8 protein-coding genes and 1 tRNA gene are annotated in these 13,021 nt (G+C 75.3%); 3 read left to right on the forward strand and 6 right to left on the reverse strand.

The genetic code is table 11. The features are described 5' to 3' along the window. Positions 1–27: 27 nt before the first annotated feature. Together ACFV3R_RS01300 and ACFV3R_RS01305 are read left to right on the forward strand one after the other, a co-directional pair. Complete coding sequence (locus ACFV3R_RS01300) at positions 28–600, forward strand: SSI family serine proteinase inhibitor (protein ID WP_385573306.1); 573 nt, start codon at positions 28–30, stop codon at positions 598–600. A 231-nt stretch (positions 601–831) separates the two neighbouring features. Further along, entirely contained in the window at positions 832–5,427 is a 4,596-nt protein-coding gene (locus ACFV3R_RS01305; protein ID WP_385573309.1) for a PAS domain-containing protein, read from the forward strand. Between the two features lie 183 nt (positions 5,428–5,610). On the opposite strand, the gene ACFV3R_RS01310 is transcribed toward ACFV3R_RS01305, so the two are convergent. The 5 genes from ACFV3R_RS01310 to ligD form a co-directional block, all read right to left on the reverse strand. Continuing rightward, the gene (locus ACFV3R_RS01310; RefSeq protein WP_385573313.1) at positions 5,611–7,308 is read right to left on the reverse strand and encodes a long-chain fatty acid--CoA ligase; all 1,698 of its coding nucleotides are present in this window, start codon (positions 7,306–7,308) and stop codon (positions 5,611–5,613) included. Positions 7,309–7,513: 205 nt separating this feature from the next. Then, positions 7,514–8,047, reverse strand: coding sequence for a SigE family RNA polymerase sigma factor (locus ACFV3R_RS01315; protein ID WP_385573315.1), 534 nt, complete (start codon positions 8,045–8,047; stop codon positions 7,514–7,516). 198 nt (positions 8,048–8,245) lie between these two features. After that, positions 8,246–9,409, reverse strand: coding sequence for a glycoside hydrolase domain-containing protein (locus tag ACFV3R_RS01320; RefSeq protein ID WP_385573318.1), 1,164 nt, complete (start codon positions 9,407–9,409; stop codon positions 8,246–8,248). 292 nt (positions 9,410–9,701) lie between these two features. Next, complete coding sequence (locus ACFV3R_RS01325; RefSeq protein ID WP_385573320.1) at positions 9,702–10,007, reverse strand: hypothetical protein; 306 nt, start codon at positions 10,005–10,007, stop codon at positions 9,702–9,704. A 511-nt stretch (positions 10,008–10,518) separates the two neighbouring features. Next, on the reverse strand, positions 10,519–11,412 hold the full coding sequence (gene ligD / locus ACFV3R_RS01330) for a non-homologous end-joining DNA ligase (protein WP_385573322.1): 894 nt from the start codon (positions 11,410–11,412) through the stop codon (positions 10,519–10,521). Positions 11,413–11,637: 225 nt separating this feature from the next. Here ligD and ACFV3R_RS01335 point away from each other — a divergent pair, with 225 nt between their 5' ends. Continuing rightward, a complete protein-coding gene (locus ACFV3R_RS01335; protein ID WP_385573325.1) occupies positions 11,638–12,765 on the forward strand; it encodes a Ku protein in 1,128 nt (375 codons plus the stop codon). 131 nt (positions 12,766–12,896) lie between these two features. On the opposite strand, the gene ACFV3R_RS01340 is transcribed toward ACFV3R_RS01335, so the two are convergent. Then, positions 12,897–12,983: transfer RNA gene (locus tag ACFV3R_RS01340), tRNA-Ser, on the reverse strand. Positions 12,984–13,021: the final 38 nt, after the last annotated feature.

The following is a 13,021-nucleotide window of genomic DNA, read 5'->3' on the forward strand; positions in this document are numbered from 1 at the left end:
CACCCCTGAGCACGTCAGGAGTCCGTCATGCCGCTCCGCCTCCTCCGTTCCGCCCGCCGCCCCGGACCCGTGCGCCGCCGGCGCGACCACGGCCGCCGACCGGCCGGAGCCCTGGTCGCCCTCGCCTCGGCCGCACTCGCCGTGACGGCCGTGCCGACCGCCGGTGCGACCCCGGCCGGGTCCGGCGTTCCGGTGGCCGCCCCGGCGGTGTCCGTCCCCGTGCCCCCGCCGGTGGCGGCGAGGGGCCCGAAGCCGACGCGGACGCAGCCGGACCACCTGACCGTGCGGGTCACCGGCTCCGGCAACCGCGCCTACGACGGCAACGCCGTGGAGCTGGTCTGCCACCCCACCGGCGGCACGCACCCGATGGCGCGGGACGCCTGCGACCGGCTGGACAAGGCGACGACCTGGCGGGCCGACCCGTTCGCCCCCGTCGACCCGCACGCCCAGTGCACCCTCCAGTACGGGGGCCCGGCGACCGCGCACGTCACGGGCGTCTGGGCGGGACGTCCCGTGGACGCGACCTTCCGGCGCACCAACGGCTGTGAGATCACCCGCTGGAAGAGCGTCCAACCGCTGCTGCCGGGGGCCGGTTGGTGACGGCATCCGTGCTGACGTAGCGCATCAGAACGGGAAGCGGGGCACATGTCGGACGTGTGCCCGAAAGGCACTCATCCTTCGTGTTCGCTGCGCGTCATCCGCCTCCGCGCCGCCGCCCCGTGCCCGTAGACTCCCTCCCAAGTGACCCGCCGCACGTGTATGGCACGGTGGTGCCGCAGGGGCACCGGCGGTCTCGGCAAGGTGCGGTATCAGCAGGGAGGAAGCGTCGTCGTGAGCAGCAGGCCATCCCGAGGCGCTGCTCGCCTCGCAGCCATACTGGACGCCCTCCCCGACGCGCTGCTGCTGGTCAACTGCAACGGCACGGTCGTCAACGCCAACGCCATCGCGCTGGAGACGTTCGAGGCGCCGGGGACGGCACTGGTCGGGCGGGGCCTGCTGGACCTCCTGCCGACCTTCGACTCCAAGCGCATCCCCGGCTCCATGCGCCGCCCCGACGACGACACCGGGGAGGAACGCACCAAGCCGACCCGGATGGTGGCGCGGCGCACCGACGGCACCGAGATGCTCGTCGAGGTCACCAGCGCCAACCTGGAGGACGGCCGGACCCCCTACGAGTCGGCGTTCGAGGCGGCCTGGGCCGACCACCGCTCCAGCTACACCGGGGACGAGCTGCTGATGCTCGTCGTGCGGGACCTCAGCGACACCCTGGACGTCGAGGCCGAACTGGCCCGGCAGCAGCGGCAGACGGAGATGATCCTGCGCGCTGCGGCCGAGGGCGTCGTCGGCGTCGACTCCGAGGGCCGGGTCGTCCTCGTCAACCCCTCGGCCGCGCAGATCCTCGGCTACCGGGCCAGCGAACTCGGCGGCCAGGAGCTGCACCCCCTCATCCACCACTCCCGCGCCGACGGCTCCGCCCTTCCGTGGGAGGAGACGCCGTTGGCGGACTCCCTGCGCTCGGGCCGCAAGCACCGGGTGCGCGGGCAGGTGCTGTGGGCCAAGGACGGCCGGGCGGTACCGGTGGACCTGACGACGGCTCCGGTCCGCGACGGCGACCAGCTCGTCGGCGCGGTGATGACCTTCACCGACCGCCGCCCCATGGACGCCCTGCGCGCCCGCCACGCGCAGCTCCTCTCCGTCCTGGACCACTCGCTGCGCGGGCCGCTGGAAGAGCTCCGCACCGAGCTGGGCACGCTCGGCGCGGACCCGGCCGGGCAGTTGTGGCCCGAGGCCAACCAGGTCATCCACCACCTCTCGGCCGGGTACGCGCGGATGACCACGCTCGTCGACAACGTGCTGAGCTACCAGCGGCTGGACTCCGGCAAGGAGCGGCTGCGGCGCGAACGGCTGTCGCTGGACGCGGTGGTGGCCGCCGGTGTGGACGGTGCGGTGGAGCTGATCGGGCCCGGGCGCGCCCGCTTCGCGGTGCACGCCCCACCGATCGTGGCGGAGGTGGACGGCGAGCGGCTGTCCCAGGCGCTGGCCCACCTGATCGCGGACGTCGCGGGCGTCGACGCCACCGGCAACACCCCGGCGGGCACCGGCGGCGACGCCACCATCGTCGTCGCGGCGGCGCTCCGCGGTGAGGTGGTGCGTATCGAGGTCCGCGGACCCCACGCCGGCGGCGACCCGGTCCACGGGCCGATCGTGCGCGGCGTGGTCCGGCAGCACGGTGGGCTGCTGCAGACCCACGAGGTGCCGGGCGCCGGCAGCGCGTACGTGCTGGAGGTGCCCGTCAGTGCGGACGGTGCGCCCGTGACGGACCGTCCGCGCGAGGCCACCGGCAACGAGACGACGGTCATGCCCGTCCCCAGCGGTCCGGCCCGGGGCGCCCGCGCGGCGGCTGCGGCCGGTGACGAGGCCGAGGGTGACGGCGGTACCCGTGGTGGTGCGCCCGCCATTCCGGCCCAGGCCGACGGCCGGCCCGCGGGGCGCCGGCGGGCCCGGGGCCCCGAGGCGGAGAGCGCTGCCGAGGACGACCCGGCTGCCGGTGGGGCACGCCGCCCCGAGGTGCCCGGTGCCCGGTCCGCGCCGGGGACGGCGAGCCGGGAGCGCGGCGCTGAGGGCGGCACACCGCCGCACGCCGTGCACGGTGGCGACCAGGCGGCCCGCGGTGGTGAGGAAGAGGGGTACGGCGCCGGGGCGGCGGGCGGGGGGACGCCCTTCCCCGTCGAGGGTGCCGCCGCCCCGCAGGCCGGCCGGCCCACGCCGGACCAGCAGTCCGGCCGGTCGCTCACGGACGGCCCGGCTGCGCGCAACGGCGTCGCGGACGGCCGCAGGCCGAACGCGGACGCGGCGGTCCCCGCGCCCGCCACCGGGGCGCCCCAGGGGCCCTTCGCGATCGAACCGGTACGGGTCCCGGCCGGCGCCTCGGGCCCCGGGCCCGGCCGGGAGGAGCAGGCCGAGCAGCAGCCGACCGGCCGTCGGGGGCGGCGCGCGCTCCCGCCGGCCGGCGAACCGGCCATCCCCCACCAGCAGCCCGCAGACCGTGCCGAGGCGCTGGCCCCCGCCGGTCGTCCCACCCCGGGCCGCACCCCGTTCGCGCTGCCCCCCGCTCCGTCCGGGCCCGAGCAGGCGCCGGCCACGCCGGGCCTGCCGGCGCTGCCCGCGGTCGCGGAGGACGCCCAGTCCTCCCAGCCCGCTCCGGGGACCGGGCGTCGGCGGGCCCGGCCGTCCGGGGAGCAGGGTGCGCTCGGGCTGCCCGCGGTGGCGGGCGAGGAGTTGCCCGCCGACCAGCTTCCGGCGCCGACCGGCCGACGGCGGGCCAGGCGGGCCGCGGCCGAGGAGCGCGCGGCGGCCGCGATGGCCGACGCCGATACGGGCGGCACGTTCGTCGCGGGCCCCGAGGGGTTGGTGGCACAGCCGGCCGAGGAGACGGGTGCCACCCCGGTTCCGGCCCCGGAGCAGGCTCCTGCCCGGGAGCAGGCTGCCGGAGCGCGACGGGGGCACGGCCACGCCTCGGCGGCGGCCGAGGAGAACCACGAGTCCGGTGAGGTGCCGCCCCCGACCGGACGCCGCCGCCGCGCCCAGCCTCAGCCGGAGCCCGCACCGGGTCCCGCGGCTGTGCCGGGCCCCACAGCTGTACCAGGAGCCGGGGCGGTGCCCGAGCAGTCCGCCGCCGCGGGTGAGCAGACCGCGGCGCCCTCGGACGCCGCCGGACAGCAACCGCACCCCCACCGGGCTCCGCAACCTGTCCAGGTCCCGCAGCCCGCGGACGTCTGGCCGGTCGCCGGTCGGCCCGTGCCGGGCCCCACCGGGGAGGCCGCGGACGGCGAGGTGCCGCCGGGGGCGGGCACGGGCGCGCACAGCCACGCGCCGGCGCACACCGCGGAGGACCACACGCCGCCCGCGGGTCACGGCGTGCGCCGCGAGAGCGGCCCGGAGCACCGGCGCCGTCCGCTGCACCTGCCGAGCCCCGAGGAACGTCCGCACGCCGCCGCCGAGTCCTGGGACCCGTACGAGGACGGCTCACACACCCCGGCAGCGCACGGCGGCAGTCCCGGGAGCGGCGCCGGGGCGGCGGCTCCGGAGGCGTTCCCCGACGAGGCCGCGGTGGAGCCGGGGCACCTGCCCGGGGCCGTCGAGCCGGTCCACCGGCCGGGCCCCGAGACACCGGGCGGCCACGCCGCGCAGCCGCTTCCGGAGGCGGACGAGGACGCGGGGGCCGCCGGCGGCCAGCAGCGGGGCTACAGCGTCCGCACGCTCGGCCAGGGCGTCCCCTTCGCCCAGCAGTTCGGCGAGCAGCCCGCCACCGGACAGCCCGGAGCCGGTCCCCAGGCCGGAGCCGGGCGGCCGTCTGCGTCGCCGGCTCCGTCCGCGCCCACGGCCCCCTCCGCCCCGACGCGCCGTCGCAAGCTCGCCGCTCCACCGGCCGAGGGCGGCCGCCCGGCGGCTCAGGCGGGCCCCGGCACCCCGGCGCAGGGCACCGCCCGACCGGGCCAGGGCGCCGGTTCCCCGTCGGTGACCGGGTTCCGGCCCGCGACGCGGGGCGGTGGCCCGCAGCCGCACCTGCACGAGGCCTCCGAGGGCCGGGCCTTCACGGTCTCCGCCCCGGACGAGGGCAGCGAGGGACCGGAGCCGCTGGACGGGCCGAACGGTGCCGTCGAGGTCCTGGACAACCCGCCGCAGCCGATGGACGACGAGCTGCCCCCGGAGCCGCTGGACAACCCGCGGCGGCTGCTGGTGTGGCCGGCGCCGGACGTCTCCACGCAGCAGGCGCTCACCGACCGGGGCTACCGACCGGTGATCGTCAACTCCCGCGAGGAGGTGGACGCGCAGATCGCCGCCTTCCCCGCGGCCCTGTTCGTCGACCCGTTGACCGGTCCCATCACGCGCACGGCGCTGCAGTCGCTGCGGCAGGCCGCGGTGACCGCGGAGGTCCCGGTGCTGGTCACCGCGGGGCTCGGGCTCGCCACGCGGGAGGCGGCGTACGGCGCCGACCCCGCGGTGCTGCTGAAGGCCCTCGCGCCGCGGGAGGCCGAGCACCAGCCGCCGCGCGTGCTGCTGACCGAGGAGAACGACGCGATCGCCGGTGCTCTGACCGACTCCCTGGAGCGGCGGGGCCTGGAGGTGGCGCGGGCGGCCACCGACGCGGAGGCGGTCGGGCTCGCCGCACAGGTCCGCCCGCACCTGGTGGTGATGGACCTGATGCAGGTGCGTCGGCGCCGCGCGGGGATCGTCGACTGGTTGCGGGCCAACGGGCTGCTCCACCGGACCCCGCTGGTCGTCTACACCTCGGCCGAGATGGACCCGGCCCAGCTGCCCCGACTGGCCGCGGGCGAGAACGTCCTCTTCCTCGCCGAACGCTCCACCAGCCAGGACGTCCAGGCCCGGATCGTCGACCTGCTGGCGAAGGTCGGCACCCACTGAACCGGTCCGACCCCTCGGCTCCGTCCCCTCGGCTCCGTCCCTTCGGTTCCGTCCGCTGAGCCGGGCCCGCCACCCGGCCGCCGGGCCGCGTCCCGGGCCTGTCCCGGCTGCGGGACCGTGGAGTGGGCCCGCAGCCGAGCGGCGGCCCCGGTCCGGGTGCCGGGGCCTTCGTGACTGCCCGGGCTACCGACCGGCCGGGGCGTCCGGGGGGTTGGCCCCGGAGGTGCCGGGCGTGACCCGGGTGACCGTCAGGCCGCCCTCGGCGTAGCGCTGTCGCAGCGCCTTCTTGTCGAACTTGCCCACGCTGGTCTTGGGGACCTCCTCGACCAGTGCCCAGCGTTCGGGGAGCTGCCAGCGCGCGACGCGCTCGCCGAGGAAGGCCCGCAGCTCCTGGCAGTCGGCGGTGGCGCCCTCGCGCAGCACGACGGTGGCCAGGGGACGCTCGCCCCACTTCTCGTCGGGCACCGCGACCACGGCGGCCTCCCGCACCGCGGGGTGGGCCATGAGGTGCCCCTCCAACTCCACGGAGGAGATCCACTCACCGCCCGACTTGATGACGTCCTTGGCACGGTCGGTGAGGGTGAGGAAGCCGTCGGGGGTGAGGGTTCCGACGTCGCCGGTGCGCAGCCAGCCGTCGGGGGTGAACTTGTCCCCGGGCCGCAGCGGTTCGGCGTCCCGGCCGCCGTAGTAGCCCCCGGCGATCCAGGGTCCGCGGACCTCCAGCTCGCCCACCGAGGTGCCGTCCCAGGGCAGTCGCTCGCCGTCCGGACCGGTCAGCCGGGCCTGCACCGTGGAGGCGAGCCGGCCCTGTGTGACGCGGTAGGCCCACTCCTGCTCGCCCTCCACGCCGGCCGGGGTGTGGCCGACGGAGCCCAGCGGGGAGGTCTCCGTCATGCCCCACGCCTGGATGACCCGCAGGCCGTGCCGTTCCTGGAAGGCCCGCATGAGCGCCGGCGGGCAGGCCGAGCCGCCCACGATGACGGTGCGGAGGGAGGAGACGTCCCGGGGCGCGGTGTCCAGGACGTCCAGGACGCCCTGCCAGATGGTGGGTACGGCACCGGTGATGGTCGGCCGCTCCCGTTCCACCATGTCCACCAGCGGCCCGGGCTGGAGGAAGCGGTCCGGCATCAGCAGCGAGCAGCCCGCCATGAACGCGGCGTGCGGCATGCCCCACCCCAGGACGTGGAAGAGGGGCACGATCGGCATCGCGGTGTCCCTGGCGGTCAGGCCGAACGCCTCGCCGGAGTTGACCTGGAGGGAGTGCAGGTAGATCGACCGGTGGCTGAACAGGACGCCCTTGGGGTCGCCGGTGGTGCCGGAGGTGTAGCAGAGGGCGGCCGCCGCCCGCTCGTCGACCTCGGGCCAGTCGTAGTGGGTCGGGCGCCCCGCGAGCAGGTCCTCGTAGTCGTGGACGGTGACGTCCAGGCCGTCCAGCGGCGTCCGGTCGCCGGGCCCGGAGACCACCACGTGCTCCACGCAGGACAGCCGGGGCAGCAGCGGCGCGAGCAGCGGCACCAGCGAACCGTCGACGAGCACCACCCGGTCGGCGGCGTGGTCGATGATCCAGGCGAGCTGGGCCGCGGGGAGCCGCAGGTTGAGGGTGTGCAGGACGGCGCCCATGGCGGGGATCGCCAGGTACGCCTCCAGGTGCTCGGCGTTGTTCCACATGAGGGTGCCGGTGATGCTCCCCTCGGTCACGCCGAGTTCCTCGCGCAGGGCGTGGGCGAGCTGGGCGGCGCGTGCGCCGACCTCCGCGTAGCTCCGCCGGCGGGGCTCGTCCTCGCCGGCCCAGGTGGTCACGGTGGACCGGCCGTGCACCGTGGAACCGTGTTCGAGTATGCGGCGGACGTTGAGCGGTACGTCCTGCATGGTGCTGATCATCACCGGGGCGCCTCCCGCGGGCGTGGGTGGGTCGTCGTGACGGTGATTCTCCGGTCCGACCGGCCGGTATGTCACTACCCCGCGGTGTTCTCCCCGGCCGCCGGGCGAGGACGGGGCCGGGCGAGGACGGGCGGTGCGCGCCGCGGCAGCCGGTGGGCCGGGCCGGCGTGGGGCCGGTGGTGCACGGCCGGGGCCCGCCCGTGCCTCATCTGACCGCGGTGAGCTCCGGGTCCTCGCGGAGTTTGGCCAGCGCCCGCGAGACCGCGCTCTTGACGGTGCCCACCGAGACACCCATGACCTCGGCGGTCCGCACCTCGCTGAGGTCCTCGTAGTACCTGAGGACGACCATGGCACGCTGCCGGGCGGGCAGGCGCAGCACGGCCGCCCACACCGCCTCGCGCAGCGCCTCCAGCTCCGCCGGGTCGTCCACGGGCAGCGGGGTGGGTTCGGGCAGCTCCTCGCAGGCGAACTCCTCCACCCGTCGCCGACGCCACTGCGAGGTACGGGTGTTGACCAGGGCGCGCCGCACGTACCCGTCCAGCGCACGGTGGTTCTCGATGCGGTCCCAGGCCACGTAGGTCTTGACCAGTGCCGTCTGGAGCAGGTCCTGAGCGTCGTCGGGATCGCTCGTCATCGACCGGGCCGCGCGCACCAGTGCCGGTTCGCGCGCCCGGACGTAGGCGGCGAACGACGGGTACACGAGGGTGGCGGAGGCACCGGTCTGCACGGGCGTGGTCATGACTCCACGCTAGGAACTGCGGACGGCCCCGGGATCGGCCCTGGGTCTCGAACCGTCCTCCGCCTCAGGGTGGACGGCGGTGCCCGGAAGCACCCCTCAGGGAGGGCGGCGGGTCTGCCGGGCGTCGGGGGCGACCCTGACCTCCACCCCGACCGCCCTGTCCGCCAACCACCACCGTGCCCACCACGCCGGCGTGGCTCAGCGGGCGAGGATCGCCACCGGGGCGTCGACCTGGTTGCGGTCGATGTGCATGCGGACGCCGCCGTACTCCTCGTCGACGTTGCCCTCGTACTGGTGGATGCGCCGGTGGGGGCGCCACGCCTTGTCCGGCAGTGCCCTCTCCTCGTACAGCGCCGGCGGGACGTGCCAGCGCGCGAACCACACGGCCTGCGGCAGGTCGGTGGCCTTCGCCCGGTGGGCCGCGGCGAGCTGGGCGACACCGGAGTCGGCGCTGCTGTAGAACCCGGCAAGGTAGCCCCAGGCCCGCACCGTGCGGCTCCAGGCTCGGACGAAGGTCATCGTGGTGGCCGAGCAGTCCGCGTCGTGGATGTCGTAGGCCTCCATGTCGAGGTACAGCGGGCTGGTGGGCGCCATGCCGAGTTCCCGGGCCCGCGCCACCGCGTCCCTGCCCTCGCGCACGCCCTGGCCCTCCGGGTCTTCCCCCAGCCTGACCTGCTGCTTGGCGTGGTCGCTGATGCAGGGCGCCTGCGATCCGACGTAGACGGGCAGCACCCGCCAGCCCCTGCGGTCGGCACCGCGCACCCAGTCCCGGTCCAGGCGGGGCTGGTCCGGGCAGGCACGTCCGCGTCCGCCGAAGTAGACGCCGATCCCGCGGTAGGGGGAGTCGCGCCAGGCATCGAGGGTCGTCAGCGGGGGCGTGAGGCAGGTGTCCAGGGCCCGCCCCTCGAAGATCCTCGGCTTGGCCGCCCGGCTGCTCCGGGACGCCGCGTGGCCCCCCGCGGGGGCATTCCCCGCGGTGGGCGACGGGGACCCGCCCGGCTTCGTGTGGGGTTTCGCCGGCCGGGGCTCGCCGGTGGGCAACGGCGGGTGGGAGGACGGGGAGGGCGGGATCGGGGGGAGACCGTCACCGGGTGGCGGTTTCGGCTTCCCCGTGGCGGAGGGCGCGCGGGTCGGGATCGGACGGGCGGAGCCGGGCGCGGCCGGCCGCTGCCGGGCCGGGCCGGTGGGAGCGGCACGGTGGGAGGCACCGGCGGTTTCCGGCCGGCCGGCCGTGCCACGGGCGGAGTGTGCGTCAGCAGCCGCAGGGTCGGTGGCACCCGCCGAGTCGGCGCCCACGGCCAGGGAGGACAGGGCCGTGAACAGGAGCAGGCCCCTTCGGATGATCTGCTTCGTCGAACGCATACGGTGAGTCAACGATCCCGGGTTGCCCGCCACCGGCCGGACACGCACAGGCCGTTCCGCGTTTCAGCCGTATGCCTGATGATCACACCGGTCCTCCCGTCACTCGCCCGGCGGCGCTGCGGTGGCGGCCCGGCGGCCGATCGGCGGCAGCCCATCCCCGCCCCGCCCTGCGCGACCCCGCCCCTGCGCGCACCACACGACCGGAAGGGCCCCTGGTGACCACCAGGAGCCCTCCCGTGTCAGGCCCACCGTGACGAGGAGCCGCCGCAAGCACGTCGTCACGGGCGCCGCCTCACCAGAGGCGGGTGAAGTTCACCGTGGCGTTGGACTGGTTGATGCGGGTGAATCCCGAACCCACCACACTGGCGGTGTTGTTCTGGTTCGACGCACCGGCCCCGTTGGCCACCTGCTGGGTGGTGGTGGAGTTGCCGTTGTTGTTGTCGCCGACCCCGGTGCCGCTCTGGCTGACGGACGCCGCGCTGGAACCGTCGTCCGCGAAGCCGCCGTTGTCAGCCTGCGCCACTCCCGCGAAGAGCGCCGCCGCCAGGGGCAGCGCCGAGACTGCTGCGAGGACGCGTGCGGTACGGGTGCTTGCCATGTCTTTCCTCCTGAAGGAACAACTACGGGGTGCGCCGGGCCAGTTGGCCGACCGACCGGGCGTTGTCACGACGTCGCGCCACCACACTGCCCACCGAATCCCCGGCGAACCAGCGCTCACCGTCTGATTACCTCGCAAGCATGATGAACCCGGAATAAACCCCCGCAGCACACCTCACCTCCCACCACCCCGTGCGCCCCCGCCGCGACCTTCCCGCTCCCCGCCCCGGCAGCGGGCGAATCGTTCCCGCGCACGCCGACAGGACACCGCACTCACCACCGCGTACGCCCCCGGAAGCCGCAGCACGCTCGAACACGCTGGCGACTCCCGTCCGACGGGCCCCACGCACGCACACCGACCACGGACCCCCGGTCGACCACGGACGCCCACCGGCCACAGTCCCCCGGTCGACCACGGACACACACCGGTCACAGTCCCCCGGTCGACCACGGACGCACACCGACCGACGCGGCACCCGCCCGCCGGCTCGCCCTGCCCGGCGGCCGCCCCCTCAGCCGTCCACCTCCGGAAGCGCCCGCGCACAGGCGGGATCGGTCAGCGGAGCCAGCGGGTCCCCCACCTCCTCCAGCCGGCCCGGGAGGTCGTCGTGCAGGAAGACCAACTGCTCGGGGTCGGTGCACCGCTCCACCTCGCGCCAGGTCACCGGCGCGGAGATGGCCGGGAGCTCCTGGGCGCGCAGGGTGTACGGGGTGGCGGTGGTCTTGGCCGCGGCGTTCTGCGAGAAGTCCAGGAAGACCTTGCCGGGCCGCAGTGCCTTGGTCATGCGGTGCACGGCCAGCTCCGGCAGGGCGCGCTCGGCCGCCACGGCGATCGCCCGCGCGTAGGCGGTGGTGTGGGTGTCCGAGGTGCGCTCGACCGGCACCAGGAGGTGGAGTCCCTTGGAGCCGCTGGTCTTCACCGTCACCTCCAGCCCGTCCGCCGCCAGCCTCTCGCGGACCCACAACGCCACCCGGCAGCACTCGACGACCGTGGCGGGCGGCCCGGGGTCCAGGTCCATCACCAGCCGGTCCGCCACCCGGGGCGCGTCCACCCGCCACTGCGGCGTGTGGAGCTCGGTGACGAGGTTGGCCGCCCACACCAGCGGGGCCACCCCGTCCAGCACCACCTGCCGGGCCGCCTCACGGCTCCGGTGCGGGACCTCCGCCGTCCTCACCCACGCGGGCGTACCGGCCGGCACGTTCTTGGCGAAGAACCGCTGGCCGCCGGGACCGTCCGGGAAGCGCAGGAAGGAGACGGGACGGTCGTGCAGGTGCGGCAGCAGGACGTCGGCGGCCGTGAGGTAGTAGTGCAGGACCTCGGCCTTCGTGGTGCCGGTCGCCGGGTACAGGACCTTCTCCAGGTTGCTGACCGACAGCCGCCGCCCCTCGATCTCGGTGATCGGCATACCCTGAGACTGTCACGAATACCCACATAACGGTCAGATGTCGTCCCCGAACCAGCCGGGCGCCGACCGGCGGTGCCGCCACTGCGCACCCGGGAGCGCACCGGCCTCCCGAGCGGCGGACCGCGAGGTTCCGCACCGGAGGGGCAGGTGCCGCGGCCGGAGGCCGGCTGCCTCGCGACGGACGGCTTCAGGCCGGCAGGCTCGGGACCAGGAGAGAGGGCGACGATGCGAGCGATCTGGAGCGGGGCGATCTCCTTCGGTCTCGTCACCATCCCGGTGAAGATGTACAGCGCCACCGATTCCACGGCGTCCGTCTCCTTCGTCCAGATCCACGAGAAGGACGGCGGCCGCATCCGCTACCGCAAGGTGTGCGAGCTGGACGGCGAGGAGGTCCCGACGGAGGAGATCGGCAAGGCGTACCCGGCGGGCCGGGACACCGTGGTGCCGATCACCGAGGACGACCTCGCCGCCCTGCCGCTGCCCACCACCAAGACGCTCACCATCCTGGCCTTCGTCGACGCGGAGGAGATCGACCCCCTGCAACTGGGCAAGGCCTACTACCTGGGCGCCGACGGGAAGTCCGCGGCCAAGCCCTACGTCCTGCTGCGCGAGGCACTGGTCCAGCACCGCAAGGTCGCCATCGGCAAGGTCGCGATGCGCAACCGCGAGACCCTCGCCATGCTCCGCGTCCACGAGGACGCCATCGTCATGCACTCGCTGCTGTGGCCGGACCAGCTCCGTTCCCCCGAGGGCCTGGCCCCCTCCGGGGACATCACGGTCACCGACCGCGAGCTGAACCTGGCCCAGGTGCTGATGGACTCCCTGGGCGAGCTGGAGCCTGAGGAGATGCACGACGACTACCGGGAGGCCGTGGAGGAACTGGTCGCCGCCAAGCTGGAGGGCACCGAACCCGCCGCGGCCCCCGCCACCCCCCGCGGCGGCAAGGTCCTCGACCTCACCGCCGCCCTCCAGGACAGCGTCCGCGCCGCCAAGGAGTCCCGCGGCGAGACCCCTGCCAAGGACGCGGAGGTACCGGAGGCGGAAGGCGGCGAGGGCTCGGTCACCCCGCTGCGGGGCGGGCGCAGTGGCGGTTCCCGCACGGGCGGCACCCGGTCCGGCCCGGCCTCGAAGTCCTCCGCCCCGACCCGCAAGAGCACTTCCACGAGCGCCACCAAGAAGTCCGCGAAGTCCACCGCCAAGCGCTCCGCCCCGCGCAAAGGGGCCGAGTCCGAGGGCACCGCCAAGAAGACGGCGGCCAAGAAGTCGACCTCGGCCAAGTCCGGCACGTCCAGCGCCTCCAAGACGGCCAAGAGCACGTCGAAGAAGGCGGGCGGGGGGCGGCGGGCGGGGTGAGGGGGCTCGACGCGGAAGGCGCGCCCTTCCCGTGCCCCGAGCACCGGAAGGCTGCACGGAGGAGGACACAGCAGCCCCCGGCAACGCGGACGGCCCCCGACCGGAAACGCCGGTCGGGGGCCGTTCACCTGCGGAGAGTGTGGGATTTGAACCCACGGTGGTGTCGCCACCACGACGGTTTTCAAGACCGTTCCCTTAGGCCGCTCGGGCAACTCTCCCCGCGCCGCGGAGCACCGGGCGCGGGGATCAGGGTAGC

It is taken from the genome of Streptomyces sp. NPDC059740, assembly GCF_042733155.1.
In the GTDB taxonomy this organism is placed as follows: domain Bacteria; phylum Actinomycetota; class Actinomycetes; order Streptomycetales; family Streptomycetaceae; genus Streptomyces.